This is a genomic window from Cellulomonas sp. A375-1, assembly GCF_001040865.1.
Taxonomy (GTDB): Bacteria; Actinomycetota; Actinomycetes; order Actinomycetales; family Cellulomonadaceae; genus Cellulomonas; species Cellulomonas gelida.
In genome coordinates, this window is record NZ_LFKW01000132.1 from 77,444 (window position 1) to 103,071 (window position 25,628).

At 71.9% G+C, this 25,628-nt stretch carries 23 protein-coding genes and 1 other RNA gene; 14 read left to right on the forward strand and 10 right to left on the reverse strand.

The window, feature by feature from the left end; genetic code table 11:
• The 3 genes from CWIS_RS13845 to CWIS_RS13855 all read left to right on the forward strand — a co-directional run bounded on the left by CWIS_RS13845 (position 1) and on the right by CWIS_RS13855 (position 3,955).
• Entirely contained in the window at positions 1 to 1,350 is a 1,350-nt protein-coding gene (locus tag CWIS_RS13845; protein WP_048343885.1) for a M23 family metallopeptidase, read from the forward strand.
• Positions 1,351 to 1,528: 178 nt separating this feature from the next.
• Complete coding sequence (gene smpB / locus CWIS_RS13850) at positions 1,529 to 1,999, forward strand: SsrA-binding protein SmpB (protein WP_048343886.1); 471 nt, start codon at positions 1,529 to 1,531, stop codon at positions 1,997 to 1,999.
• Between the two features lie 39 nt (positions 2,000 to 2,038).
• Positions 2,039 to 3,955: a DUF2207 domain-containing protein gene (locus CWIS_RS13855; protein WP_048343887.1), complete on the forward strand. Its 1,917-nt coding sequence runs from the start codon at positions 2,039 to 2,041 to the stop codon at positions 3,953 to 3,955.
• 54 nt (positions 3,956 to 4,009) lie between these two features.
• On the opposite strand, the gene CWIS_RS13860 is transcribed toward CWIS_RS13855, so the two are convergent.
• Positions 4,010 to 5,074 (reverse strand): ATP-dependent DNA ligase, encoded by a 1,065-nt coding sequence (locus tag CWIS_RS13860; RefSeq protein ID WP_048343888.1) that lies wholly within the window; start codon positions 5,072 to 5,074, stop codon positions 4,010 to 4,012.
• An 87-nt stretch (positions 5,075 to 5,161) separates the two neighbouring features.
• On the opposite strand from CWIS_RS13860, the gene CWIS_RS17790 reads away from it, so the two are divergent.
• The 3 genes from CWIS_RS17790 (at position 5,162) to CWIS_RS13875 (ending at position 7,446) form a co-directional block, all read left to right on the forward strand.
• Positions 5,162 to 6,301: a matrixin family metalloprotease gene (locus CWIS_RS17790; protein ID WP_053071751.1), complete on the forward strand. Its 1,140-nt coding sequence runs from the start codon at positions 5,162 to 5,164 to the stop codon at positions 6,299 to 6,301.
• 119 nt (positions 6,302 to 6,420) lie between these two features.
• Complete coding sequence (locus tag CWIS_RS13870) at positions 6,421 to 6,909, forward strand: hypothetical protein (RefSeq protein ID WP_048343889.1); 489 nt, start codon at positions 6,421 to 6,423, stop codon at positions 6,907 to 6,909.
• A gap of 147 nt (positions 6,910 to 7,056) precedes the next feature.
• Positions 7,057 to 7,446: a hypothetical protein gene (locus tag CWIS_RS13875; RefSeq protein ID WP_141368640.1), complete on the forward strand. Its 390-nt coding sequence runs from the start codon at positions 7,057 to 7,059 to the stop codon at positions 7,444 to 7,446.
• 5 nt (positions 7,447 to 7,451) lie between these two features.
• On the opposite strand, the gene CWIS_RS13880 is transcribed toward CWIS_RS13875, so the two are convergent.
• Positions 7,452 to 8,249, reverse strand: a complete 798-nt coding sequence (locus tag CWIS_RS13880) for a DinB family protein (protein WP_048343891.1) — start codon at positions 8,247 to 8,249, stop codon at positions 7,452 to 7,454.
• A gap of 141 nt (positions 8,250 to 8,390) precedes the next feature.
• Here CWIS_RS13880 and ssrA point away from each other — a divergent pair.
• Positions 8,391 to 8,759, forward strand: a transfer-messenger RNA (tmRNA) gene (ssrA, locus tag CWIS_RS18125).
• Between the two features lie 64 nt (positions 8,760 to 8,823).
• Here ssrA and CWIS_RS13885 read toward each other — a convergent pair.
• Positions 8,824 to 9,336, reverse strand: a complete 513-nt coding sequence (locus CWIS_RS13885) for a GNAT family N-acetyltransferase (protein ID WP_048343892.1) — start codon at positions 9,334 to 9,336, stop codon at positions 8,824 to 8,826.
• Between the two features lie 242 nt (positions 9,337 to 9,578).
• Between CWIS_RS13885 and CWIS_RS13890 the strand changes: the two genes are divergently transcribed.
• The 6 genes from CWIS_RS13890 (at position 9,579) to CWIS_RS13915 (ending at position 20,919) form a co-directional block, all read left to right on the forward strand.
• Positions 9,579 to 10,085 carry a hypothetical protein gene (locus CWIS_RS13890; RefSeq protein WP_156186667.1) on the forward strand — a complete coding sequence of 169 codons (507 nt, stop codon included), beginning with the start codon at positions 9,579 to 9,581 and terminating at the stop codon, positions 10,083 to 10,085.
• 229 nt (positions 10,086 to 10,314) lie between these two features.
• Positions 10,315 to 15,297 carry a 2-oxoacid:acceptor oxidoreductase family protein gene (locus CWIS_RS13895; RefSeq protein ID WP_048343947.1) on the forward strand — a complete coding sequence of 1,661 codons (4,983 nt, stop codon included), beginning with the start codon at positions 10,315 to 10,317 and terminating at the stop codon, positions 15,295 to 15,297.
• A complete protein-coding gene (locus tag CWIS_RS13900) occupies positions 15,297 to 18,125 on the forward strand; it encodes a sulfide/dihydroorotate dehydrogenase-like FAD/NAD-binding protein (protein ID WP_048343894.1) in 2,829 nt (942 codons plus the stop codon). The genes CWIS_RS13895 and CWIS_RS13900 overlap by 1 nt, the downstream gene beginning before the upstream one ends.
• Positions 18,126 to 18,189: 64 nt before the next feature.
• Positions 18,190 to 19,347 carry a methyltransferase gene (locus tag CWIS_RS13905; protein ID WP_048343895.1) on the forward strand — a complete coding sequence of 386 codons (1,158 nt, stop codon included), beginning with the start codon at positions 18,190 to 18,192 and terminating at the stop codon, positions 19,345 to 19,347.
• A 108-nt stretch (positions 19,348 to 19,455) separates the two neighbouring features.
• Positions 19,456 to 20,352, forward strand: coding sequence for an SDR family oxidoreductase (locus tag CWIS_RS13910; protein ID WP_048343896.1), 897 nt, complete (start codon positions 19,456 to 19,458; stop codon positions 20,350 to 20,352).
• Positions 20,353 to 20,442: 90 nt separating this feature from the next.
• Positions 20,443 to 20,919 (forward strand): CoA-binding protein, encoded by a 477-nt coding sequence (locus tag CWIS_RS13915; protein WP_048343948.1) that lies wholly within the window; start codon positions 20,443 to 20,445, stop codon positions 20,917 to 20,919.
• A gap of 15 nt (positions 20,920 to 20,934) precedes the next feature.
• Here the strand turns inward: CWIS_RS13915 and CWIS_RS13920 are convergent, their stop codons facing one another.
• Positions 20,935 to 21,249, reverse strand: a complete 315-nt coding sequence (locus CWIS_RS13920; protein WP_048343897.1) for a DUF5808 domain-containing protein — start codon at positions 21,247 to 21,249, stop codon at positions 20,935 to 20,937.
• Between the two features lie 42 nt (positions 21,250 to 21,291).
• A complete protein-coding gene (locus CWIS_RS18130) occupies positions 21,292 to 21,627 on the reverse strand; it encodes a response regulator transcription factor (RefSeq protein ID WP_082156474.1) in 336 nt (111 codons plus the stop codon).
• Here CWIS_RS18130 and CWIS_RS19035 point away from each other — a divergent pair.
• Positions 21,569 to 21,742 carry a hypothetical protein gene (locus tag CWIS_RS19035; RefSeq protein WP_170210861.1) on the forward strand — a complete coding sequence of 58 codons (174 nt, stop codon included), beginning with the start codon at positions 21,569 to 21,571 and terminating at the stop codon, positions 21,740 to 21,742. The two genes, CWIS_RS18130 and CWIS_RS19035, sit on opposite strands and share 59 nt — an antisense overlap.
• A gap of 7 nt (positions 21,743 to 21,749) precedes the next feature.
• Here the strand turns inward: CWIS_RS19035 and CWIS_RS13930 are convergent, their stop codons facing one another.
• The 5 genes from CWIS_RS13930 to CWIS_RS19865 all read right to left on the reverse strand — a co-directional run bounded on the left by CWIS_RS13930 (position 21,750) and on the right by CWIS_RS19865 (position 25,272).
• A complete protein-coding gene (locus CWIS_RS13930) occupies positions 21,750 to 22,478 on the reverse strand; it encodes a GNAT family N-acetyltransferase (RefSeq protein ID WP_048343899.1) in 729 nt (242 codons plus the stop codon).
• Between the two features lie 120 nt (positions 22,479 to 22,598).
• Positions 22,599 to 23,027: an NAD(+)--rifampin ADP-ribosyltransferase gene (arr, locus tag CWIS_RS13935; protein WP_048343949.1), complete on the reverse strand. Its 429-nt coding sequence runs from the start codon at positions 23,025 to 23,027 to the stop codon at positions 22,599 to 22,601.
• A gap of 131 nt (positions 23,028 to 23,158) precedes the next feature.
• Positions 23,159 to 24,013 (reverse strand): hypothetical protein, encoded by an 855-nt coding sequence (locus tag CWIS_RS13940; RefSeq protein WP_156186668.1) that lies wholly within the window; start codon positions 24,011 to 24,013, stop codon positions 23,159 to 23,161.
• A 20-nt stretch (positions 24,014 to 24,033) separates the two neighbouring features.
• Positions 24,034 to 24,681, reverse strand: coding sequence for a DUF6318 family protein (locus tag CWIS_RS18465; protein WP_156186669.1), 648 nt, complete (start codon positions 24,679 to 24,681; stop codon positions 24,034 to 24,036).
• Positions 24,682 to 24,945: 264 nt separating this feature from the next.
• Positions 24,946 to 25,272: a TM2 domain-containing protein gene (locus CWIS_RS19865; RefSeq protein WP_218022590.1), complete on the reverse strand. Its 327-nt coding sequence runs from the start codon at positions 25,270 to 25,272 to the stop codon at positions 24,946 to 24,948.
• Positions 25,273 to 25,628 lie beyond the last annotated feature (356 nt).

The window sequence follows — 25,628 nt, forward strand, 5'->3', positions numbered from 1 at the left end:
ATGCGTCGAACCACGCGCCCCACCCGTCAGTCGACGAGCCCGGCCCGGCAGGCCTCGCGGCCCGCCGCGCTCGCGGCGATCGTCGGGCTCGTCGCGACGATCGTGCTCGGCGCGGTCGCGGCGCCCGCGATGGGTGACGCGATCGACGACCGGCGCGCGGCGGCCGAGAAGGAGAAGAAGACCAACGAGCAGCGGCGTGCGGACGCCGAGGAGGTGCTCGAGGGCCTCGAGGGCGAGCTCGGCGCGGTCTCGGACCGCCTGCTCGAGATCCAGACCCAGCTGCCCGCGGCGCGGCTCGCGCTGCAGGAGGCCGAGGCGGAGTTCGCGAAGGCGAAGCGTGAGGCGGCGATCGTCGCGGCCCGGCTCGAGGACGCGCGCGACCAGGCCAAGGACCTGTCCGCGACCATCGAGGCCGACTCCGACGAGGCGACGCGGATGCGCGAGGCCATCGGTCAGATGGCGCGTGAGGCCTACCGCGGCGGCGGCGACGTGTCGAGCGTGAGCATGATCCTCGACGCGGACTCCTCCGAGGACTTCATCGAGCGTGCCGACCTCATGAGCCAGGCGCTGCGCACCCGGGCGCAGGTGCTCGACGACCTGCAGGCGACCGAGTCGGGCAACCGTAACTCCGCGCAGCGGCTCGAGGCAGTCGAGGCGCGCATCGGCGAGCTGAAGGACGAGGCCGACGCCAAGGTCGCCGAGTCCCAGAAGGCGAAGAAGGCCGCCGAGGCCGCGAAGGCCAAGCTGGACGCGCTGCTCGTCGAGCAGCAGGAGAAGCAGGACGCGCTGCTGGCGAAGAAGGACGAGATCGCCGAGAAGCTCAAGGCGATCGACGCCGAGGCGAAGCAGATCGAGCAGGACCTGGCCAAGGCGATCGAGGAGCAGCGCAAGCGCGACGCCGCCAAGAAGCCCGACCCGGCCGACCCGCCGGCGGCCTCCGGCACGCTGTTCGTCAACCCCACGCAGACCCGGCCGATCCATGTGACGTCCGAGTACGGCATGCGCTTCCACCCGGTGCTGCACTACTGGCGCCTGCACGCCGGGATCGACCTGCGCGACTACTGCGGCAACGACGTCTACGCGGCGAGGTCCGGCACGGTGCTGTGGACGCAGTACCGCTACGGGTACGGCAACCAGGTGATGATCGGCCACGGCACCGTCGGCGGCAAGACGCTCGCGACGAGCTACAACCACCTGTCGCAGTTCGTCGTGCGGCCGGGCGCGTCCGTCAAGGCGGGTCAGCTGATCGCGCGTGCGGGCAACACCGGGACGTCGGGCGCGTGCCACCTGCACTTCGAGGTCTACATGAACAGCGCGACCGTCAACCCGCGCCCGTACCTGCCGCTCTGACCGGTCACGCGGGCCCTGTCGCGGATAAGCGCGAGGGGTTCCTGGCGGCAGACAGGTAGGCTCGTCCGGCGCACGACGAGCGTGCGTGAGGGCTCGTGCGCGCCACGGGCGGTCCATCGGGACCGCGCCGGCCGCTGGCAGCCCGACGAGCGAGAGACCTGACGAGAAGGGGTGCGCGGTGGCCAAGGAACCCGGGCGCAAGCTCGTGGCCGCCAACCGCAAGGCCCGCCACGACTACACGATCGAGGACGTCCTCGAGGCCGGCGTCGTGCTGACCGGGACCGAGGTCAAGGCGCTGCGCGCCGGCCGTGCGTCGCTGGTCGACGGCTGGTGCGAGATCGACGGCGGCGAGGCGTGGCTGCACGGGGTGCACATCCCCGAGTACGCGCAGGGCACGTGGACCAACCACGCGCCGCGCCGCAAGCGCAAGCTGCTGCTGCACCGCGAGGAGATCGAGCGGCTCGAGTCGCGCACGCGCGAGAAGGGCCACACGATCGTCCCGCTCGCGCTGTACTTCCTGGACGGCCGCGCGAAGGTCGAGATCGCGCTCGCGCGCGGTAAGAAGGACTGGGACAAGCGCCAGGCGCTGCGCGAGCGGCAGGACAACCTCGAGGCGCAGCGCGCGATGCGGGACCTGCGCGACCGCTGAGTGCTCGGCTGGTCGCTCGGGCCGCGATAGGTTGCGGCCGTGACCGCTCTCGATGCCCTGCGCCGACGTCCCCGACCAGGTCGAGCGCTGCGACGCGCCGGGCTGACGCTCGGGCTGGCCGGAGCCGCGCTCGTCGCGAACGGGCTGGTGGCCTCCGCCGCGCCGGACCAGACGAGCGGACGGGAGATCACGCGGTACGACGTGACGGCCGTCCTGAGCGCCGACGGCGTCGCGCAGGTGTCGATCGACTTCGACTTCGACTTCGGCGACGACCCGGGCCACGGGCCCTACCTCACGCTCCCCACCCGCCAGGGGTACGACGAGACGCACGATCGCGAGTTCCGCTACAGCGGGCTGTCCTCCTCGAGCAGCACCGGCGCGCCCGCGCAGCTCAACCAGGAGGACGACGGCGACGCGCTCATCCTGCGGATCGGTGACCCGGACGTCGACGACGTCTCGGGGGTGCAGACCTACCAGCTGACCTACACGGTCGACGGCCTGGTCAACCCCGCGAACGAGCAGCACTCGGGCGACGAGCTGTACTGGAACGTCATCGGCACGGGCTGGGAGATCCCGCTGGGGGACCTGAGCGCGACCGTGACCGGCCCGGCCGACGTCGAGGGTGCGGTCTGCTTCGCGGGTCCCGAAGGGTCGGCGGACCCGTGCACCTCGGCGGATGCGCAGGGCGCGACGGCGACGTTCACGCAGGACCTGCTGGACCGCGGCGAGCCGTTCACGACCGTGACCGGTTGGCCCGCGGGCACCTTCCCGGGTGTCGAGCCGATCGTCGTGGAGCGTCCTGACCCGGCCGCCGCCTGGGCACCGGCCTCGCCGCTCGGTGGCGTGGCGCTGCTGCTCGCCGCCGGGGGTGCCTGGCTCGCGATCCGGCGTGTGCGCCGCACGGGCCGCGACCGCGCCTACCTGGGCCTGACCCCGGGGCTGCGGCCCGTGAGCGGCCAGGAGGTCGGCTCGGGCTACCGCGACAAGCGCGCGCCCGTGGCCGTGCAGTTCGCGCCGCCGGCCAACGTGCGGCCGGGCGAGCTCGGCACGCTCGTCGACGAGAAGGCCGACCCGGTCGACGTCACCGCGACGCTGATCGACCTCGCCGTGCGCGGCTACCTGCGCATCGAGGAGGTCCCGCGCGCCAACCCGAAGAAGAAGCCGAAGGACTGGACGCTCGTCGCGCTGCGCGAGCCCGACGCGGCGCTGCTCGAGTACGAGGCGCTGCTCATGGACGAGATCTTCACCGGTCGGCCGACCGTCAAGCTGTCCGACCTCAAGACGACGTTCGCGTCGTCCATGTCCAAGGTGCAGGACCGGCTGTACGACCAGGTCACGCGCGTCGGCTGGTTCCGGGCGAACCCCAAGTCCGTGCGCGGATCGTGGCTGGCCACGGGGATCGCGCTCATCGTCGTCGCCGGCATCACGCTGGTCCTGGCGATCGCGCTCAGCGAGTCGGGCGTGCCAGGACTGCTCAACGGCGTCGGACTCATCCCGATCGCCCTCGGCATCGTCGGCGTCGTCGTGCTGGTGTGCGCGTCGCACGCCCCGGCACGCACCGAGGAGGGCACCGCGGTGCTCGCCGAGTCGCTCGGCTTCCGCACCTACCTCACGACCGCCGAGGCGGACCAGATCCGGTTCGAGGAGGGTGAGGACGTCTTCAGCCGCTACCTGCCGTACGCGATCGTGTTCGGCGTCGCCGAGCGGTGGGCGCGCGTGTTCGCCCAGCTCGCCGCGCAGGGCCGCGCCGTCGCGCAGCCCGGGTGGTACGTCGGGTACTACGACCCGCTGCCGGGTGTGTTCTGGGCGTCGGGCTTCGCCGCCTCGATGGACAGGTTCCAGTCGGTCGCGACCGAGTCGCTCACCGCTCCGACGCCAGGCTCGTCGGGCGACTCCGGGTTCTCCGGGGGCTTCTCCGGCGGTGGTGTCGGTGGGGGAGGCGGCGGGGGCTGGTGAGCCCGCGGTCTCCGCGCGCCCTCGGCGGGTCGGCGGGCGCGCTCGTCGTGCCCGTTACGGACGCCGGCCCAGGATGTTCGCGAGGTCGAAGCCGACCGGCTCGTCGAGCTGCGCGTACGTGCACGTCGCGGGGTCACGGTCGGGGCGCCAGCGGCGGAACTGCGCCGTGTGCCGGAACCGGTCGCCCTCCATGTGGTCGTAGGCGACCTCGACCACGAGCTCGGGGCGCAGCGGGACGAAGCTCAGGTCCTTCGTCGCGTTCCAGCGGCTGACCGCGCCCGGCAGCCGGTTGCCCGCGTGGGCCTCGGCGTCGGCCCACGACGCCCACGGGTGGTCCTCGACGTCCGTGCGCAGCGGGGCGAGCTCGTCGACGAGCGCTGCGCGCCGCGCCATGGGGAACGACGCCGCGACACCGACGTGCTGCAGGTGCCCTTCGTGGTTCCACAGGCCCAGCAGCAGGCTCCCGACGATCGGGCCGGTCTTGTGCCAGCGGAAGCCCGCGACCACGCAGTCCGCGGTGCGCTCGTGCTTGACCTTGAACATGGTGCGCTTGTCCGGCTGGTAGGTGCCGTCCAGCGGCTTGGCGACCACGCCGTCGAGCCCCGCGCCCTCGAACTGCGTGAACCAGCGCCGGGCCTCGCCCAGGTCGCCGGTCGCGGGCGTGAGGTGCACGTCGCCGGCCGCGCCGGCGAGCGCGTCCTCGAGCCGCGCGCGACGCTCGCGCAGCGGTGTGCCCATGAGGTCGTCGTCGCCGAGCGCGAGGACGTCGAACGCGACGAAGCTCGCGGGGGTCTGCTCCGCGAGGAGCTTCACGCGCGACGCGGCGGGGTGGATCCGGTTCGTCAGCGAGTCCCAGCCGAGGCGATCGCCCTCGACGATGACGATCTCCCCGTCGAGGACGCACCGCGGGGGCGTGTGCGCCTTGATCTGCTCGACCAGCTCGGGGAAGTAGCGCGTCATCGGCTTCTCGTTGCGGCTGCCGAGCTCGACCTCGTCGCCGTCGCGGAAGACGATCGTGCGGAACCCGTCCCACTTGGGCTCGACGTGGCCCGTGTCGGGGATCTCCTTGACCGACTTCGCGAGCATGGGTGCGACGGGCGGCATGACGGGCAGGCGCATGTCGCCATCCTGCCCGCCCGGTACGACATCGGCACCGGTTCGGTGGACAGGGCTCCAGAGGCCGACGTGATGTGCCGATGATGGGGCGTGTCCTTCGACGACCTCCCGCGCTCGCCGTCGGGACGCATCCCGCAGTGGGTGATCGACGAGGCCCAGGGGAGGGCGGCGACACCCACACCCTGGCGTGCGGACGCCTACGACACGTCGGCCGAGGCCGCCGCGCAGGCGGCGTCGCGTGCGGGACGGCATGCCGGCCCGGCCGGTCTGCCGCGCAATATCGTCGGCGACCAGGACTGGCAGTACGTCCACCCGGGAGCGCGACCTCCGCGCGGCCGGAGGACGTTGCGGGTGCGGCGCGCGCGCTGGGCCGTGGGGGTGCTGTGCGGGCTCCTCGGCGCCGCGTGGGTCGGCGTCTGGGTGCAGCAGCTGCCCGAGCTCTCCTGGGACGCGGTCATGGCCGAGCTCTCGCGCAAGCCCGTCAGGCTCGCCGACCTCGAGGCGACCGGGACGCTGCTCCCGCCCGAGGCTGTGCCCGGCGGTGGGGGCTTCGGCGGTCCCGAGCCCGGCCACGAGGAGGCGGACGTGCCGCTGGGCGCGCCCGCGCCGGTCGACTGGGACGGCGCGCCGTACGCGTTCCTCTCCACGCAGGCCCGCCCCGACGGGCTCGAGGTGCCCGTGACGTGGTCGCCGTGCCGGCCCGTGCACTACGTCGTCAACACCGCGGGAGCGCCCGTGGGGTTCGCCGACGACGTCGCCACGGTGGTGGCCGAGCTGGCGGACGCGACCGGGTTCGTGTTCGTCGACGACGGTCCGACGGACGAGTCGGCAGGCCCGGACCGGCCGATCTACCAGCCCGAGCGCTACGGCCGACGGTGGGCGCCGCTGCTCGTGCAGTTCTCCGACGAGACGCTCCAGTCGGGGCTCGAGGGCGACGTCGTCGGGCAGGGCGGGCCGCGCACGGTCCGCCGTGAGGACGGGCTGCTCGTCGCCGTCTCCGGCACGGTCTGGCTCGACGCCTCGCTGCTCGAGCGGCAGCCCGTCGATGCCGAGCCCGCGCACGTCGGGGTGCTGCGGCACGAGCTGGCGCACGCGCTCGGGCTCGACCACGTCGAGGACCGGACCCAGCTGATGAACCCCGAGACGCGCGGCGAGTTCACGACGTTCCAGTCGGGCGACCTGTACGGCCTGTCCCAGCTCGCCCGCGGGGTGTGCGCGCCGGACCTGTGACGTGCGCGTTCGTCGCCCGATCTTCAGGGAACTCTCATCGTCGGTTCAGCCGTTCACCCGGTACCGCGACTTGAGTGGTCTCGGCGGCGCCGCCCCGGCGCCACGGAGGAGGGACGACGATGGCGATCGACGACGGTTCCCGAGCGCGCGACACCCGGTGCGACACCCCGGTGCGCGGGCGGCGGCGGGGCATGGCGATCGGCGCGGTCCTCGCGGTCGGTGCGACCGTCGTCGGGCCTGCGGCTTCGGCAACGGCCGATGCGACCGCCGACGAGCGGCGTCCACTGACGGCGCCGTCGTGGCCGGGGCTGGCATCGACGGACTCGTCCTTGGGGGTGCTCGAGGTCTCGGCGGCGGGGGAGTCCGGGCCGGTGCGGGGTGCCGCGCTCGCCGTGGCCGCCGGCGGGATCGTCGTCACGCACTCGCACGTCGTGGCGGGTGCGACGTCGATCGTCGTGACCGACCCGAGCACCGGCCTGCGCTCCGCGGCCTCGGTGCTGGTGCGCGACGAGCGCGCGGACGTGGCCGTCCTGCAGCTCGCCTCCGCCGACGGTGTTCGGCTGGCCACGCTGCGCGACGGTCTCCCCGACTCGGCGGAGTCGGCTTGATGCCTGGGGCAGCCCAGGTGTGACGCGTCACCTCACCCCGCAGCGTGATGCTGTGTCCGAAACCCGAGTGATTCGGGGCGGGATCGTTCCCACAGCCGGTGTCGGCGTGCCTAGATAGCCCCCTGCCACGTTGCTGACGAGGGGGCGATGCGTATGGACGAGGTGATGAGAGCTGTACCCGCGCTCGCGCGGTCGGTCGAGTCGGCCGACCGCGTGCCCGGGCTTGCCGGCGTGCTCGCGATCGTGGGGGTGATCGCGATCGGCGCCTTCATGATCGCGCGCAACTCGCGCCCCCATCCCACGCGCGAGGACCTGCCGTCCGTCGTGCTGGACCTGGAGGAGCGCGGCTACCTCGAGATCGAGGCCTTCTTCGAGCGCGGTGCACCCGACTGGCTGCTGCACCGGCGCCGACTCCCGGACCGGAACCTGTCCGAGCACGAGACCGGGTGGTACTTCGCGATCTTCGGCACGCGACTCGCGGCGTCGGTGGCGTGGTCCCAGGTGCGCCCGCCGCACTCGCCGCACCCCACGGGCTGACCGCCTCAGTCCGTCTCCGCGGACGGCTCGGCGCGCCGTCGTTCGAGGACCGCCAGGTCGCGCTCGGCGAACTGGCGGTGGTACCACTCCTCGTTGAGCAAGACGCTCAGGCACTCGCGCACGGGGAACGGCCTCGCGGGTGGCCAGGAGTCGCCCTCGAGCGGGACGGTGTGCTCGTCGAGGCGGTCGTCGGTGAGCCCGCTCAGGAACGTGCGCACCGTCGCCTGGCGGTCGGCGCGCACCGCGAGAACCTCGTCGAGGCTGGGCCTGACCTCTCGGTCACGGGGGATCCCCGGCTTGTCCGACATCTGGTCCCAGGGCAGGTCCAGCGGGTCCCACGGCTCCGGGACCCGCAGGATCGCCCGCCGCACCCACGAGTCCGTCACGAACAGCAGGTGCCGCAGCGTCTCGATGAACGACCACTCCTCGTCGACGCTCACGTGCAGGTCCGCGGGATCGAGCGCGCGCGCCCGCTCGACCGTGCCGTCCCAGAGGCGCTCGAGCAGGTACCAGGCCTCGCGGAACCCGGTCGGGTCCGTGGGCCGCATCTTCACGCGGTCGGGGTCTCGGCGGTCCAGCTCGGCGTTGACGTACGCGCTGACCTCCACCCCGTTGATCGTGAGGTTCTCGACCTCGCCGGTGATCGTGGCGTCCACGAGCTCGACGCCGTCGAACCGGGCACCCCGCAGGTCAGCGCCCCGCACGTCGATGTTGATCAGGCGCGCTCGTCGGAACACCGCGCCCGTGAGGTCCACGTGCGTGAAGCGGGACCCGCGCAGGTCCTCGTCGGTGAAGTCGACCATGCGCCCGACGCTAGACCGCGCCTCCGACACCCGCCCGCGAGCCCGCCCGGGAATCACGGCGACGACCGGGCCGTTGCCCAGGTAGTCTGGTCCCGTTCGGCTCGCGCTGGTCGCGGACCGGGCAGCTTGAAAATTCCACATGGGGGTGATCGGTTTCGACGGTGATCGTCGAGCCAGGAGAAGCGGGTCGAGGACGCACGGTTATCTCGTCAACGCTCCGTGCAAATCACAGGTGCCGATTCCAAGAGCACCGACTTCGCCCTCGCCGCCTGAGCGAGCTTCGAAGTCCGTCGGCCTAAGTACGCTCTCGACTTAGTTCCCGGCGTCATCTAGAGAGCCACTGCTGATCCTCATCGTCAGTGTGAGGATCGGGACTTCTAGCTGACTGGGCCCGTCCACCTTCCCGTCCGTGGGAGTGGTGGGGGCCGAGAAAACCCATCACGGACTGCACCCGGAGAAGTCCTGGTTCCACGTCATCGGACGCGGGTTCGATTCCCGCCACCTCCACTTCTGTTGCGCGAAGGTCGCCGTCCCGGTTGGGACTGGCGGCCTTCGTCGTGCTCGGCCGCACGTGTCACCGGGTCAGCCTCCAGGTGCGCGTCGGTCGTCCCCACTGCGCTCCGGTCCTCGGGTCAGGGACGAAACCACACCGTTGGTGCGTGCGCACGGCCGAGAGTCGCTCGTCCTCGAACTCGTTGGCGATCTCGACGGCGTCCGTGTGGCTCCAGATGTACTCGACGAGCAGCCGGAGCATCTCGACTCCCCACCCGCGGCCTCGGCTCGAGGGCTCGACGTTGAGCCCGATGCTCGCTGAGGAGCGCTCGTCGACGACGTAGTGGACGTGCCCGACGAAGGCGCCGGTGCCGACGTCCCGCACGTAGAAGTAGCCCTGCTGAGTCGACGGAAGGCGCAGTCGGAGCTCGAACGCCGCCCATTCCTCCTGGGGCCATCGAATGCAGCCCGTCGCGCGGTCGTAGCCTTCGGACGCCACCTCCCAGCCGGCGTTGAACGCCATCATCTCGGGATCGGCGAGCCATCGCTGCCGCACGACGAACTCGGAACGCGCGGGCACGTGCAGCTCGAGCACGTGCGCAACGTACACCTGGTCTCGCGAGGCCCTGCTCATGGCGATCCCGAGAGAGGCCGCCCCGTCGAAGGCCCGTGACGACGCACTCGGTGAGGTCGGGCCGCTCGCCCGTCCCCACGCCCCCGTCCTGGTGCGGAGGGCCGCTGGTGCGCGTCTTCCGCGCTGGTGCCCCCATGGCTACGCTCGAACGTACCCATGGGGGCGTCAGTGTCTCGGCCGGCAACGGCATGGAGGTCGACAGCATGGATGGGGCAGGGTCAGAGCGCGATCGCTCGACGCCCCCGGACGTCGGCCCGCCTCGCACCGAGTTCCCCGCGCCGCTCGGAGCGGCCGAGGAACAGCGCCTGCAGTGGCAGATCCGCGTCCAGGCGGCCGCCGCCCGCCGTGCGGCCGCGCTCGGCCGCTTCGGCACGCCGTTCGACGTGGCGCTCGCGTCGGTGTGCGACGAGCTGGACCGGTCCTTCTGGACCCGCGACGAGTGGGGCTCGTCGTTCGACCGCGTGCACTTCGCGCGCACGGTCGTCGGGCTCGTCGAGGGGTCGGGGGACCGCCCCGACCCGGTGCTCGTGACCGCGGTGCTGGACAGCCTGGAGTACACCCTCACGACGCCGCTCGCGTACGGGCCTGCGGGCGCGGCCTGGGCGCAGAAGCGTTGCACCACGGACTGCGAGGACACGGTCACCGCGGACGCGGTGGCGGCGATCTTCGAGGCGCGTGCGCTGATGGCCCGGGGTTGCCCCAGCGACTGACGCACAGGCGGGCGGCGCGTCCGGTCGCACCGGCCCGGGGGGACTTCAGTCCCCTCATCGGCGCGCGCCGCGAACTTACGATGCGAGTGACCCAGTTGGGCCTGTGAGGAAGCAACGAAGCCCCTCGCCAGCCGTCCGACCTGCGACGACGTCATCGACGCCGTAGGTCGTGGCCGTCCCGGAGCCCGTCCGCACGGTCCAGTCCACGACTCGCACCCGGACGCGCACAGTGACTGCTGACCAGCCGAAGTACCCGGGCATCCCGGACGTCATCAACGGGAACGGCGCCGTTGCCCACGTGATGAAGCACGTGTGCGGCGGGGTGATCGGCTACCCGATCACGCCCTCGACAGAGATCTCCGAGACGTTCGAGGCGGCCCGGGCCGAGGGCCAGCTCAACGTCTGGGGCAAGCATCCGTTCTTCGTCGAGGCCGAGGGTGAGCACTCGGCGCAGAGCGGTGCGTTGGGCGCGGCCCTCACGGGCGGGAAGTTCATCTCCAACGCCTCGTCGAGCCAGGGCATCCTGTACGCGCTCGAGTCGCACTACGTGACCGTGGGCAAGAAGATCGGTGGGTTCGTCCTGCAGGTCGCCGCGCGCGTGGTGAGCAAGCACTCGCTCAACGTGATGGCCGGGCACGACGACATCTACGCGCTGCTCCCGGCCGGCTACACGGTCCTGTTCGGGTCCAACCCGCAGGAGGCGGCCGACCTCGCGGCGATCGCGTACCGGACGTCGTCGCTCTCGCTGATCCCCGTCGCGAACACGTTCGACGGCTTCGCCACGAGCCACGTCATGAGCGAGGTGCTGCTGCCCGAGCCGGACCTCCTGCGGGAGTACCTGGGCGACCCCGCCGGGCGGATCCCCGCACCGACCGTGGCGCAGGAGATCCTGTTCGGCGCCAAGGGCCGCGTGTTCCAGCTGAACCAGTACCTCGACCGGCACGTGGTGGACTTCGCGGCCGACGACCTGTCGGCGTTGCGCGCGCACCTGGCGGCGATCGCGGACAAGGTCGAGGCCGACGGCGCCGGCGACCTCGTCGGCGAGACCGCGGTCTGGGTGCCTGACGACCTGCAGGCGCAGTGGCGCCGGGCCTGGGTGAACGCGTGGCCTCAGGGCACGCGCCAGCTCGTGCCGGCCCTCGTCGACCCGCACAACCCGGGGCTCACGGGCCCGGTGCAGAACCAGCCAGACTTCCAGGCCGGCGCGGTGGACCACCGCACGCACTTCGTCTCCTCGGTGCCGTCGCTGGCCCGTCAGGCGATGGCGGAGTACGGCGAGCTGACCGGCCGTGAGTACTCCCCGGTCATGGCGTACGACTGCGAGGACGCCGACTACGTCATGGTCGGGCTCGGCTCGATCACCGACGACGTGCGCGCCGTCCTGCCGTACCTGCGGTCGCAGGGGCTCAAGGTCGGCGTCGTCTCGGTCAAGCTGCTGCAGCCGTTCCCGGAGGCCGAGCTGGTTGCCGCGCTCGCAAGCGCGAAGTCCGTCACGGTCCTCGAACGGTCCGACGACACCGCGCTGACTCGCCTCGTCACGCAGGCGCTGTTCCGTGCGCGGTCGAACGCGTCCCACCCGGACGAGTTCCCCGGCATCCCGGCGCTGACCGCGACCCCTCGCCTGACGACGGCGATCTTCGGCCTCGGCGGGCACGACGTCCAGCCGCGGCATCTGGTGGCCGCCTTCAAGAACATGGTGTCGCCGACCGGCTCGCCGCTGGTCTACATCGGCTCGCAGTTCTTCAGCGACACCCCGTCCGGCGGGCTCGCCGGGATCCAGGAGAAGCTGCGCGCCGCGTACCCGGAGACCGAGCTCATGGCGCTGGTCACGGAGCCGAACCCGCAGGTCCTGCCCGACGAGGCGCTGCGCATCCGGTTCCACTCGGTCGGCGGCTACGGCACGATCGCCACCGGCAAGCTCCTGACCGACATCCTCGCCGGCGTGCTGGGCATGTACTCCAAGTCGGCGCCCAAGTACGGCTCGGAGAAGAGCGGTGCGGCGACGAACTTCTACATCACCCTGTCGCCGGAGCCGGTGCTGCTCACGAATGCCGAGCTCGAGGACGTCGAGGTCGTCGTCTCCCCGGACCACAAGGCGTTCATCCACACCAACCCGCTCAAGGGTCTGGCGGTGGGCGGGACGTTCATCATGCAGTCCGACCTGGCGCCGATCGACGTGTGGCGCAGCCTGCCCGCGCACGCGCGGCGGACGATCCGCGAGAAGAAGATCACGCTCCTGGTGATGGACGCCTTCAGGGTCGCGAAGAAGCACGCGCCGACGCCCGAGCTCGAGACCCGCATGATGGGCATCGCGTTCATCGGCGCCGTCGTCGGCTGGGTCGACCGGGTCTCCCAGGGCGCCACGCGCGACGAGATCCTCGAGAAGGTGCGCCACGAGCTGACGAAGAAGTTCGGTCGCAAGGGCGACGCGATCGTCAGCTCCAACATGGCGGTGATCACCGACGCGATCGCGGCGGTCCACCCGATCGACTACGACACCGACGAGCTCGTGGCGGTCGACGCCGAGCCGGCCGCCGTGCGTGCCCGGTCCGTGGCGCTCTCGGCGTCGATGTGCCCGGTCGCGGCGGAGCCGCGCGCGACCGCGCTCTTCGACCCCGCCTACTACGAGGACCTCGCCGCGCGCCCGTTCCGCGAGGGCACCGTGGGGGAGTCGCCCGTGCTCCCCGGCGCCGGGCTGTTCATGCCGGTCGGCACGGGCCTGCACAAGGACAAGGGCATCTTCCGGCGCACCGTGCCGGTGTTCGACCCGACCGCCTGCACCGGCTGCCTCGAGTGCGGCATCGCCTGCCCCGACGCGGCGATCCCGAACACCCTGCACGAGATCCACGACCTCGTGCGCGCGGCCATCGACGGCCTGGACGCCCCCGAGCCGCAGCGCGAGTCCCTGCGCGCGGTGGCCTACGTCTGGTCCGAGCAGATCCGCGAGGGCCTGCGGGCGGACGGCGGCGCGACGTCGCTCGCCGCGGTGGCCGCCGCCACGGTCCCGGACACCGGCCAGCGTGCGCTCGCGCGGCACGCGACCGCCGTCGTCGAAGCGCTCGCGGCCTTCCCTGTCGCGCGGACGCGTCCGTTCTTCGACTCGATGGAGAAGGAGACCCCGGGCACCGGTGCGCTGTTCTCCGCGGTCGTCGACCCGTGGAAGTGCACCGGCTGCCTGCAGTGCGTCGACGTGTGCGGCCCGCACGCACTGGTCGCCGCCGAGCAGGACGCCAGCCTCGTCGACCTGCTCGAGCAGCGGTTCGAGACCATGGCGGCGCTGCCCAACACGCCGAAGCGGTTCGTCGCCGACGCCGCGACGCCGGGCGGCGACGTCAAGCGGATCGTGCTCGACCACGCGAACTACTACGCCATGGTCGGCGGGCACGGCGGCTGCCGCGGGTGCGGCGAGGTCACCGCGATCCGCCTGATGACCGCGTTGTCCCGGGCCCTGGGCGAGGAGCGCAAGCGGACGCACGTCGCCGAGCTCGAAGGCACGATCGAGCAGCTGGCCGCCAAGCTCGCCACCGTCGAGGACGCGGACCGTCGCGAGCACCTCGGCTCGCTCATCGGCGCCCTCGACAAGGCGCTGTACCTCTACGAGGGCGGCCCCACCGGCACCGGCCCTGCCTCGACGGTGATCGCGAACTCGACCGGGTGCTCGTCGGTGTACGCCTCGACGATGCCCTTCCAGCCGTACCTCGACCCGTGGGTCAACAGCCTGTTCCAGGATGCGCAGCCCTTGGCCGTCGGCATCTACGAAGGTCTCGCCTCGCAGCTCGTCCCGGAGGTCCGCGCCCTGCGCGACGCCGCGCTCGAGCTGGCCGACGCCTACGACCCCGCGGTCCACGGCAAGGCCGGCGCGACGCTGACGTGGCACGAGCTCACGGAGCAGGAGCGCGCGCTGCTGCCGAACGTCCTGACGATCGGCGGCGACGGCGCGTCCTACGACATCGGCTTCGGCGCCATGTCGCGCGTGCTGACCAGCGGCACGCCGATCAAGGCACTCGTGCTGGACACCGGCGGCTACTCCAACACCGGTGGCCAGGCCTCGACGGCGTCGCTCACCGGCCAGGACGCCGACCTGGCGCGCTACGGCAAGGCCCACGCGGGCAAGCGCGAGGTGCGCAAGGAGATCGGCGTCATCGCGGCGTTCCACCCGAACGTCTTCGTCGCCACCACCGCCACGGCGCTGCACGGGCACTTCCTCGCCGCGGCGATGAGCATGCTCGAGTTCGACGAGGGTGCGGCGGTCATGGAGATCTACGCCCCGTGCGGCACGGAGAACGGGATCGCCGAGGACCTGTCGAACCGCCGCTCGCGGCTCGCGGTCGAGAGCCGGGTCAGCCCGCTGTTCGTGCACGACCCGCGCCGGGGTGGCACGCTGCCGGAGCGGTTCAGCCTGGACGGCAACCCGGACGTCGACGCGCTGTGGAGCACCTCGACCCTCGAGTACGTCGACGAGAGCGGGAACCTGCAGCTGCTGCAGGCACCGCTGACGCCGGCCGAGTTCGCGCTCGGCGAGGTGCGCTTCGCCAAGCAGTTCACGAAGGTCGCGGACGACGACGACGCGCACCTGGTCCCGATCGCCGAGTTCGTCGAGCTGTCCGACGACGAGCGGGCCGGCAAGGTGCCGTTCGTCCACGCGACGGACGCGGGCAAGCACCTGATCAAGGTCGCGTGCTCGTCGGCCATCGTCGCGCTCGTCGAGGACCGCAAGCACCACTGGCAGACGCTGCAGTACCTCGCCGGCTTCGGCGAGGCGCGGCTGTCCGCGGAGCACAGGGCGCAGCTCGCCGACCTCACCGCCAAGTACGAGGCGGCGTCCACGGCCCGCGAGACCTCGCTCGACGAGATCGCCGCGGCGATGGCCGAGCTCGCGTCGTCCTCGGCCGCACCGGCGAGCCCGCCGACGTTCTCGTTCGGCAGCGCAGCGGCTGCTCCGGCCGCGGCGCCACCAGCGGCCGCGGCGACGGCGCTCGCGGACCGGCCCGTCTGGCTCGACCCGGCCGACCAGCACCTGTGCAACGACTGCGGCACCTGCTACCAGGAGCTCCCGGCGCTGTTCGAGAAGGCGACGGTCGTCATCGACGGCGAGGCGCGTGTCGTCGGCCGTCTGAAGGAGAGCGCGCTCGACGGCCTCGAGGTCACCCCTGACATGGCCAAGCGCATCGCCCGGGTCAAGGCCACCTGCGACGCGGAGATCATCCACTGATGAGCGCCACCGACACGCCGCCGCGGTCCAGCCAGGACGACGTCCTGCGCTGGGTCGGGGCGCGCACCGCGCTCGACGCGACGCGCGAGGAGGTCGAGGCTCTCGACGCGACACCCGGGGTCGCGACCTTCCGCCACCAGCTCGACCTGCTCGAGCGTCGGCTCGTCGCCGACCCCCGCGCCTTCCGCGACCTGTTCATCGCCGACGGCATGGCGGCGGTGGCCTGGGAGTTCCGGCAGCCCGAGCTCGGCCGGGACTTCGTCCTGCGCCTGTGGGACATGCTCCTGCGGGACGACGACGTCTCGACGCTGCTCATGCGGTTCGTCTGGGACCTGCCGCTCGGCAAGAAGCGTCTGTTCATCAAGGCGGTCGACGCGCACCTGTCCGACCGCTACCCGATGGTCAAGGGCCTCGCGACCGACTGGCCGGCCGGCAGCACGATCCCCCCGTACGTCCGCGACGCTGACGACCGCGCCGAGGACTTCGGCCTGGTCAACAAGGGCTACCTCGGCTACATGGACCTCGGCTACACCCGGCGGGAGGTCGAGCTGCTCGTCTGGCTCGAGGCGATCCGGGACAAGCAGTGCTCCGACGCTCCGTGCGAGCTCGGCGTGTTCCTCGAGGCGCACCAGCCGCCGAAGTTCGGCTGCCCGGTGAAGATCCACATCCCCACGATGATGGAGCTCCTCGGCACGGGGCGGTTCACCGAGGCCCTCGAGCTGCTGCACTCGTGCAACCCGCTGCCGAACGTCACGGGGCGCGTGTGCCCGCAGGAGCTCCAGTGCCAGGCGGCCTGCCTGCACAAGACGTCGATGCAGATCGGCCAGCTCGAGTGGTTCCTGCCGGAGCGCGACAAGCTCGCCCACCCGGGCGCGGACGCGGCGCGGTTCGCCTCGTTCCCGAACCCGTGGACCATGGCGGCCAAGCCGCCCGTGGCGATCGTCGGGTCCGGCCCGTCCGGACTCATCAACGCGTACCTGCTGGCCGCCGAGGGCTTCCCGGTCACCGTGTTCGAGGCGTTCCACGAGCTGGGTGGCGTGCTCCGCTACGGCATCCCCGAGTTCCGCCTGCCGAACGAGCTGATCGACGACGTCGTGCGCAAGATCCGCCTGCTCGGCGGCCGCTTCGTCACGAACTTCGTCGTGGGCAAGACCGCCTCGCTGCAGGACCTGCGCGACGCGGGCTTCTGGAAGATCTTCGTCGGCACCGGCGCGGGCCTGCCGATGTTCATGAACGTGCCCGGCGAGCACCTGCTCAACGTCATGTCGGCGAACGAGTTCCTCACGCGCGTCAACCTCATGCACGCCGACTGGGAGAGCACCGAGACACCGCTGCCGTTCGTGCGGGGCAAGAACGTGCTGGTCATCGGCGGCGGCAACACCGCGATGGACGCGGCCCGCACGTCCCGGCGCCTCGGCGGACACGTGACGATCGTCTACCGGCGTACCCGCGCCGAGATGCCGGCTCGCGTCGAGGAGCTCGAGCACGCGCTCGAGGAAGGCATCGCGCTGCTGCCGCTGCGGTCGCCGTCGGAGTTCCTCGCCGACGGCAGCACCGGGTTCGTCAAGGCGGCGACGCTCGACGTCATGGAGCTCGGCGAACCCGACGCGTCCGGCCGTCGACGCCCGCTGTCGACGGGCAGGACCGAGCAGGTCGAGGCCGACCTGGTGATCATGGCGCTCGGCAACTCGTCGAACCCGATCATCAAGGACTCCGAGCCGCGCATCGACGTCTCGCGGTGGGGGACGATCAACCTGGCCGCGGACGGCACGCAGCAGACCACGCTCGAGGGCGTGTACTCCGGCGGCGACGCGACCCGAGGCGGGTCCACCGCGATCAACGCGGCCGGCGACGGCCAGGCCGCCGCGCGCGAGATCATCGGCGACGTCGACGTGCCGCTCGCCGAGGTCACGCGCATGGTCGAGGCCGCCCACGGCTACACCGACATGGCGGCCTCGGACGCCGTGATCCTCGCCAAGCGGAACCTGTCGCCCGGCATCGAGGAGCTCGTCGTCCGGGCGCCGGTCATCGCGCGGTCGGCGCAGGCGGGTCAGTTCGTCCGCGTGTTCCCGCGGCTGGGTGGCGAGCTCATCCCGCTCACGCTGGCGGACTGGGACGCGGAGGCAGGCACGGTCTGCCTCGTCGTGCAGGCGATGGGCGTCAGCTCGATCGAGATGAACGCGATGCAGCCCGGTGACGTCCTCGCCGGCATCGCCGGCCCACTCGGTCGACCGTCGGACGTGCACCGGTACCCGGACGACGAGACCGTCGTGTTCACCGCCGGCGGCCTGGGCCTGCCGCCGGTGTACCCGATCATGCGCGAGCACCTGCGGCTCGGGAACCACGTCACGCTCATCGCCGGCTTCCGCACCAAGGACCTCATGTTCTGGACGGCGGACGGCGAGCGGGTCGCCGCCCTCCAGGCCGAGTTCGGCGACCGCCTCGAGGTGGTCTACGCGACCAACGACGGCTCGTACGGCGTCGAGGGCTTCGTCACCAGGCCGCTCGGGGAGATGCTCGAGGCCGGCCGGAAGATCGCCGAGGTCGTCACCATCGGCCCGCCGATGATGATGCGAGGCGTCTCGGACCTCACCCGGCCGTTCGGCGTGCGCACGGTCGCGTCGCTCAACTCGATCATGGTCGACGCGACGGGCATGTGCGGTGCGTGCATGGTGCCCGTGGTGATCGACGGAAAGCTGGTCCGCAAGCACGCGTGCATCGACGGACCCGAGATCGACTCGCACCTCATCGACTGGGACAAGTTCCTGCCCCGGTTCGGGCTGTTCCACGCTCAGGAGCAGGAGGCTCGGACGCGACACGGCCTGTAGGTGGCCCGGCCCGCACGACCGCCTCGCGTCCTGCCGTGCGCACCCGAGGAGCTAGCCTCGGGGCGTGGATGAGGCCGCTGGGAACGACGAGACCGATCTGCTCGCTCAGCTGCGGCGTCACCCCGATGTCGAGGCGCTAAACCTGCACGCGGTCGATGCGAGCGACCGGCTGATCCTCGACGAGGCGTCGTCGGCGCTGGACGCCGAGAACGGGGCGCACGTCGTCGTGATCGGCGACCACCACGGCGCGCTGACTCTCGGCGCGATCGCACGGCACGGGCTGGCCGGGGTCCGCACGCACCAGGACCGGCTCCTGGGCGAGCGGGCGCTGCGCGCGAACGCCGCACGGTTGGGAGTCGGCGGCTTCACCCAGGTGGAGCTGACGCCTGAGCTCGTCGACGGGGCGCGGCTCGTCCTGCTCCAGCTCCCACGCTCGCTGGACGCGCTCGACGAGATCGCCGGGCTGGTCGCCGCGCACGCCGACCCCGAGGTGCTGGTCGTCGCGGGTGGGCGCGTCAAGCACATGACGACGGCGATGAACGACGTCCTGCGGCGGCACCTCGGCGACGTGCAGGCGAGTCTGGCCCGGCAGAAGTCACGGGTGCTGGTCGCCTCACGGCCGCGTCCCGCCGACGAGCGGCCGGCGTCGACGTGGCCTCGGAGCGAGGATCACCCGGACCTGGGCGTGACGGTCTGCGCCCACGGAGGCGTCTTCGCCGGGTCGGGGATCGACATCGGTACGCGCGCGCTGCTCCAGCACGTCGACGCGATGCCCATGGACGCGACGTCGGCGCTCGACCTCGGCTGCGGGACCGGGGTACTGGCTGTCCTCCTGGCGAGGGCGAACGACGGGCTCACCGTCACGGCGACCGACGAGTCGGCCGCCGCGGTCGCCTCCGCTCGCGCGACTGTCACGGCGAACGGTCTGCAGGATCGCATCGCCGTCGTGCGCGCAGACGGCGCGGACGGGGTGCCGGATGCCAGCGTCGACCTCGTCGTGCTGAACCCGCCGTTCCACGTCGGCGCCGCGGTGCACGCCGGAGCCGCGCACGCCATGTTCGCCGAGGCCGCGCGGGTGCTGCGCCCGGGCGGGGAGCTGTGGGCGGTGTGGAACTCGCACCTGCGCTACCGGTCGACCCTCGAGCGCGTCGTCGGGCCCACCCGGCAGGTCGCCCGCGACCCGAAGTTCACCGTGACGGCCTCCACACGCGCTGCTCGCTGACGCCGCACGGCGCGGGCACAGAGGCCACGTCGGCGCGATCGTCGTTATCGTCTCGGGCAGGAGCCCGGGTGCACCGGGCCTCTGCCCGCTTCCGCGAAGGAGATGACGATGGCGTCGGATCAGCTCACGTTCGACAACCCGGTCGAGCGGCACTCGCACATCAAGCCGCACGCCTCGTGGCAGCCGCTGCCGGGCCTCGACGCGAAGCTCGACCCGAAGGCCGACCACGGCGAGACCTCGTACCGCGGCACGGGTCGGCTGCCCGGGCGCAAGGCGCTCATCACCGGCGGCGACTCGGGGATCGGCGCGGCCGTGGCCATCGCGTTCGCGCGTGAGGGCGCCGACGTCGCGCTGAGCTACCTGCCCGAGGAGCAGGTCGACGCCGAGGCGATCGCGGAGCACGTGCGCGCGGCCGGCCGCAAGGTCGTCCTGCTGCCCGGCGACATCCGCGACCGCGAGTTCTGCCGCACCCTCGTCGCCGACGCGGTCGCGGGGCTCGGCGGGCTGGACATCCTGGTGAACAACGCGGCGCACCAGGTGTACCACCAGACGTTCGACGAGCTCGACGAGGCCGATCTCGACCGCACCATTCAGACGAACCTGTACGCGATGTTCTGGATCACGCGCGACGCGCTGCCGCACCTGGGCCCCGGGGCGACGATCATCAACAGCACGTCGGTGCAGGGGTACAACCCGTCGCCGATGATCATCAACTACGCGTCGACCAAGTTCGCGATCATCGGCTTCACCAAGGCGCTCGCGGCCGACCTGGCTCCGCGCGGCATCCGCGTGAACGCGGTCGCGCCCGGCCCGGTCTGGACGCCGCTGCAGGTCTCGGACGGGCAGCCGAGCGAGAAGCTCGACGGCTTCGGCGAGTCGTCCTGGTTGGGGCGCACGAGCCAGCCGGTCGAGCAGGCGCCGGCGTACGTGTTCCTCGCCTCGCCCGAGTCGAGCTTCGTCGTCGGCGAGGTCATCAACGTCAACGGGGGCGCGAACGTGCCCTGACGTCCCGCCGCGTCGGTCGGTCCTTTGGTCCCTCTCGGCGCCGGGGCCGCGTCACTAGCGTCGTGATGACGACTCGATGTGGAGCGGATCATGACCAGCACCAAGGAAGCCGCAGCAACGTTCCTCGACTCGCGCAGGATCGCGGTCACGGGGGTCTCGCGCACGCCAGGGAGTCACGGCGCGAACGTCGTCTACACCCGCCTGCGGGACGTGGGCTACGAGGTGTTCGCGGTCAACCCCCACGCCGAATCCGTCGAGGGCGACCCCGCCTACGCGAACCTCGCGGCGATCCCGGGTGGTGTCGAGGCGGTCGTGGTCGCGACGAGCCCGCAGCACGCGGGATCGACCGTGCAGGAGGCGATCGACCTCGGCATCACGCAGGTGTGGATGCACCGGTCGGTGGACAAGGGCAGCGTCGACGACGACGCCACCCGGCTCGGCCGCGAGAACGGTCTGACCGTGATCGACGGCGGTTGCCCGCTCATGTTCGGGCGCCCGTCGGACCGCAGTCACCGCGTGATGTGCCGGCTCTTCACGCTGACGGGCCGGGTCCCGCGCGAGGTATGAGGGCGGACGCGCGGGTCAGTCGGACGACGACGCGGCCTGGCGGACCAGCGCGTAGACGCGGCCGAGGTTGAGCGTCCAGCCGACCCCGAAGACCCGCGGGCCGAGGACGTGCTCGGCGTCGGGGTCCCAGAGGCGCTCGCGGAAGCGCGCGATGGTGGGCGGGCGCAGCTCGTAGGGCACGAAGCCGGCGACCACACCGTGCCACGTGCGCTCGTCGCTCGGCTTGCGCAGCTCCTTGACGACGGCCGCGACGGCGAGAGCGACGCCGATCGCTCGCACGACGTCCTTGACGCCGGCCTGCCGCTTGCTGTCCTTGCCTCGTGCGGTCATCGGGACTCCTCGCTCGCGGTCTGCACGGCCATCATCCAGCGCTCAGCCCCGCTCGGCCAGGGCTACTGCTGCCACGTCCGTGCGGGAGCGGACGCCGTGCTTCGCGTAGACGTTGCGCAGGTGGTCCTCGATCGTCGTGGGGCTGAGGCACGGCGCGGCGGCGGCCTCGCGCGTCGTACGGCCGGCGCCCAGTGTGCGGACGACCTGCTCCTGCGGGGTGAGGGGGCATGAATCGGAGCCGGGTGTGGTTGACCTGGACGTGAGCGCAGGTGGTGCGCACGAGGGCTCGACCAGGGAGCCCGACGAGGAGGGAGGGACGATGTCGCAGACGCTCGGGTGGACCGACCCCCGCGAGCAGATCGAGTTCAGCGTGCTCATGGCCGACGGACGCCTCGCCGGTCGGACGTTCGAGTCCCGCGAGCAGGCCGAGGCGTGGGCGCAGCCCGACGAGCAGGTCGTCGAGTACAACCTCGTCTGCGAGTGCGCGGTCTGACGCCCGGTCAGCGCGACGGTGTGCGCACCGTGCCGAACACCGTGCGGCGCCGGAGCTGGAAGCCGAGCCGTTCGTAGATCGCGATCGCGCGCGTGTTCGCCTCGGCCGCGTGCAGCAGCGCCCGGTCGCCCCGTTCGTGGATGTGGTGCGCGACGTCGAGCACGAGGCGCGTGGCCAGGCCCTGGCGCTGGAAAGAGGCGTCAGTGCAGACCGCGGAGATCTCGGTCCAGCCGCCGGGCTGCAGACGCTCGCCGGCCATCGCCACGAGTCGTCCGTCCCGTCGCAGGCCGACATAGCGACCGAGCTCGTGCGTGCGCGGTGCGAACGGACCGGGCTGCGTCCGCTCGACGAGCGCGAGCATCTCGGGCACGTCGTCGGCGCCGAGGAGCACGGCTTCGTCGTCGGGCCGTGGCCGGAGCGCGTCCGTCTCGACGAGCTGCACCCCTGCACCCCGTGCGACGACCTCCCAGCCGGCCGGCAGCGCCGGGTCGCTGCCGGAGACCGGGAAGAGCTGGCCCGGCCCGACGAGGTCGAGGACCGCGTCCCACACGTCCGGGTCGTCCCACGAGCGGACGGCCGCGAACGGCGAGACCTCGGGCAGGTAGCGCCGCGCGATCTCGTTGCCCTCGGACAACGCCGCGTGCCGGCCCGTGAGCGAGTGCCACGCAGGGTTGTCCAGGACGTGGACCGCTCGATCGGGCGCGGCCGGCACGGCGTCCAGGGTCTCGGCTGCCACGGTGGTTCCTCTCCTCGTCGGACCGTCGGCCGGATGCTAGGCGCGTGGTGCGACAGCGCAAGGTCCATCGCCCAGCTTCCCGCGCAGTGAGACCGCAGGTGGCGCGGACGTGGCGGCGGGTCACTCGTCGATGGCTTCGATGCCCTCGTCCTCGAGTGCCCGCAGGTGGTCGAGCATCGCCTGCAGCACGTCCGGCGGGTGGGGCTGCCACGGGGTGACCTCGGCGACGACGCGCAGCGGCTCGCGGGTGCGGTACGAGCGAGTCGGGTTCCCGGGGAACCGCTTGTCGGTGAGGTTGGGGTCGTTCTCGATCCGACCGACGGGCTCGACACGGTAGATCCGTCCGCGTCCCTCGCCCTGCGCGAGCTCGGCGCCCCAGATCGCGGCGTCCATCGTCGCCGTGAGGTAGACGAAGCTCGCCGTGCGCCGGGAGCCGTAGTTGGAGCTCCGCCCGGGTTCGAGCAGGTCGCCGGGCCGCAGGTCGGCCTTGGTGCCGTGGAAGAACGGCCCAGCATCGTCCACCTCGACCGGTGCGCCCGTCTCCGTCACGTCCACCCCTCACGCTCGTCGGTCGCTCACGTGTGTCTGCGCGCAGCGTAGGTCGGCTCCCCGCGCTGCCGCCATCGGGTCGTGCGCGCGCCGCCCGTGATCGCGCGGCTCCGACGGGGTCCGGGGTGCGCTCAGTCGGTGAGACGGGTCCGGAGCTCGATGACGTCGAACGGCTCGCTGCTGGACTCGGTGGTGGCTCTGCCGTCGATCGTGCGCCACTTGTGCAGCGGGTCGGCCGCGACTCGGTAGCGGCCGCGCCAGGACGTCGTCAGCCGGACGACGCTGCCCTGGTCCGGGGTGACGAACGTGTGGGTGACCTCGAACGACGGGTAGGGCTCACCGGGGACGTCGGTGGAGAACCGCTCACCGTCGTCGAACGCCCAGTCCCAGGCGAAGGGTTCCGCGACGATCTCGACGTCGAACCCGGCGATCTCGGTGTCGAACGCCTGCGCGTCGGCGAGGGTGTGGAGGATCGCCGGCTTGTTCACGAGCAGCTCGTCGGCCGGCTGCACCGCGACGTCGGGCGGTGCGATGTGCAGCACGCGGAGGTCCTCGATGCTGACCGGTGGCAGCAGGTGCTCGGGGCACGACCAGCCGACGAGCATCTCCCAGTCCGACCACGCCGCCTGAGGGCTGACCCGGAACCGGAACCACAGCGGAGCGATCGCCGGACCGTCCTCGCACGTCGGGCCTGTGATCTCGATCCCGGGCGGGATGTAGCACCGCTGGTCGATCCCCGGCTCCTCGACGTCGGTGTCGTCGTCGCACCGCGCCGCACGCTTGTACTCGTCCAGCCTCTCCGCCTCGGAGACGCCAGCGGCCCGCCACGCCCTCTCCGCCTGCGACGCCTTGAACGCAAGCGCGTGGAGTCTGTCGTCACCGGGGGCGGTGACGACGACGTCGTCGGCTCGGACCGGTGAAACCGCACCGAGCACCGTCGCCGCCACGACGAAGGCGGTCGTGAGGATCAGCCGGACGGTCGGCACCCTCGCCGGCCGGGCGGCCGTCACAGTGTCTCGAGCTCTCGTGGATCAACCCCGTCCACAGCCCAGCCCGAGCCGCTCCAGACCACCGTGACCTGTGCCCGGACCCGGGTGGTGTCCGGGAAGTCCTCGACAACGGTGCCCGCCTCGTCCACGGCGCGTGACGGGTGCTGGATGAACACGACCCACGCGAAGAACTCGTGGCCGTCAAACGTGGACGAGCCGCTGGCCTCGACCTCGAAGCTACCTCCTTGCGCGTGCCTGCCCGACGCGAGCTTCTTCTGCAGGTCCACCAGGGTCCCGGAGCAGTAGCCGCAGTTCTCACCGGTCAGGCGTTCCCACTCCGCGGTGTCTCCGGTCGCGTACATGTACGGGAAGAGCGACATGAAGTACTCGGCCACGGCGGCCGCGTTCTCCTCGGTGGCGGGACCGTCGAGAGCGGCGGGCGGGGTGGGGGCGACGGTGACGTCGGCCAGTGCGGCGGTCGGCGTGGGCGACGGCTCGGGGGTCGGGCTCGGTGTGGCCGTGACCTGCGGGGTCGACGACGCCGTGACGGCTGGCGGGGAGGTCGGGCCCGCGCCCCCGCTCCCGGAGCAGGCCGCGAGCGCCAGGCCGATCCCGACGACTGCCGCGGCTGCGAGCGCGCGTGTGGTGCCCCCGTGATGACGCATGCCGGGCAAACTACCCGAATCGGAACCCTCGGGGGCGAGGCGGCTCCCGGTTGTGGACAACCTCGAGGACCTGGTGACGCCGTCGCCACGCCATGCCTGACGCGGAGCCCGGAACGGCCTCGGGGCACTGACCGCACCAGGTCGTCTTGTCGTCGACGCCGGGTGTCCCTCACCACCGACGTGAGGGCCGGTCCCGCACGTCGCGGAACCGGCCCTCTCGTCGGTCGTGCCGCCCGGCGTCGAGCCGGACGTAGGTGGGACTCGTCAGTGGCGGACCTGGACCACTGACGCGGACGCGTCACTCGAGAACTGGCTGAAGTCCGGCGGGTTGAGCGCCGAGCCGATGGACGAGGCGACCACGAGCACAGCCGTCACGATCCATGCCAGCTTCTTGTGCTGGTCGTAGCCCGCGAGGGGTCGGCCGTACTTGTCCTTCTGCTGCCCGGCGAGCACCAGGATCAGGTCGATGAGCGCCCAGATCCCGCAGCCGCCGAGCGTGAAGAGCTTGGCCAGGCCGGTGCCGACCTTGCCCAGGTAGAAGCGGTCGACCCCGAAGATGCCCAGGAAGTACGCCAGCAGCCACGTCGCGATGAACGACTTGTCGGACTCGACGGGAGCGCCCGGGTAGGTCGCGCCCGGTCCACCGAAGGCGGGAGCGCCATAGGCCGGGGCCCCGTAGGCGGGTGCGGCGGGGTACTGCGGGGGCTGCGGGGCACCGTAGGCGGGCGGCGTGCCCGGCGTCGGCTGCTGCGGCTGGTTCTCGGGCGTCGGTGCGCCGGGGTACTCCGAGGACACGCGGGCTCCTGTTCGTCGGGAGGGGCCCCGGGCCACGAGCGTCGGGGCGAGCGCGTAGCGTACCGAAGCCGCAGGTCACCGCGGCATCTGTCTCGCGTGACGGGTGCCGGGACCGGTCTCGTCACCGACAGACGGGCCGCTTCCGGGAGGAA

Excerpts from the sequence above, each read along its gene's own strand:
- CWIS_RS13845 (WP_048343885.1), top strand. The coding sequence starts at position 1 with ATGCGTCGAACCACGCGCCCCACCCGTCAGTCGACGAGCCCGGCCCGG.
- CWIS_RS13860 (WP_048343888.1), bottom strand. The coding sequence starts at position 5,074 with ATGCGCCTGCCCGTCATGCCGCCCGTCGCACCCATGCTCGCGAAGTCG.
- CWIS_RS13870 (WP_048343889.1), top strand. The coding sequence starts at position 6,421 with ATGGCGATCGACGACGGTTCCCGAGCGCGCGACACCCGGTGCGACACC.
- CWIS_RS13875 (WP_141368640.1), top strand. The coding sequence starts at position 7,057 with ATGCGTATGGACGAGGTGATGAGAGCTGTACCCGCGCTCGCGCGGTCG.
- CWIS_RS13880 (WP_048343891.1), bottom strand. The coding sequence starts at position 8,249 with ATGGTCGACTTCACCGACGAGGACCTGCGCGGGTCCCGCTTCACGCAC.
- CWIS_RS13890 (WP_156186667.1), top strand. The coding sequence starts at position 9,579 with ATGGATGGGGCAGGGTCAGAGCGCGATCGCTCGACGCCCCCGGACGTC.
- CWIS_RS13900 (WP_048343894.1), top strand. The coding sequence starts at position 15,297 with ATGAGCGCCACCGACACGCCGCCGCGGTCCAGCCAGGACGACGTCCTG.
- CWIS_RS13910 (WP_048343896.1), top strand. The coding sequence starts at position 19,456 with ATGGCGTCGGATCAGCTCACGTTCGACAACCCGGTCGAGCGGCACTCG.
- CWIS_RS13915 (WP_048343948.1), top strand. The coding sequence starts at position 20,443 with ATGACCAGCACCAAGGAAGCCGCAGCAACGTTCCTCGACTCGCGCAGG.
- CWIS_RS13920 (WP_048343897.1), bottom strand. The coding sequence starts at position 21,249 with ATGACCGCACGAGGCAAGGACAGCAAGCGGCAGGCCGGCGTCAAGGAC.
- CWIS_RS19035 (WP_170210861.1), top strand. The coding sequence starts at position 21,569 with ATGTCGCAGACGCTCGGGTGGACCGACCCCCGCGAGCAGATCGAGTTC.
- CWIS_RS18130 (WP_082156474.1), bottom strand. The coding sequence starts at position 21,627 with ATGAGCACGCTGAACTCGATCTGCTCGCGGGGGTCGGTCCACCCGAGC.
- CWIS_RS18465 (WP_156186669.1), bottom strand. The coding sequence starts at position 24,681 with ATGCGTCATCACGGGGGCACCACACGCGCGCTCGCAGCCGCGGCAGTC.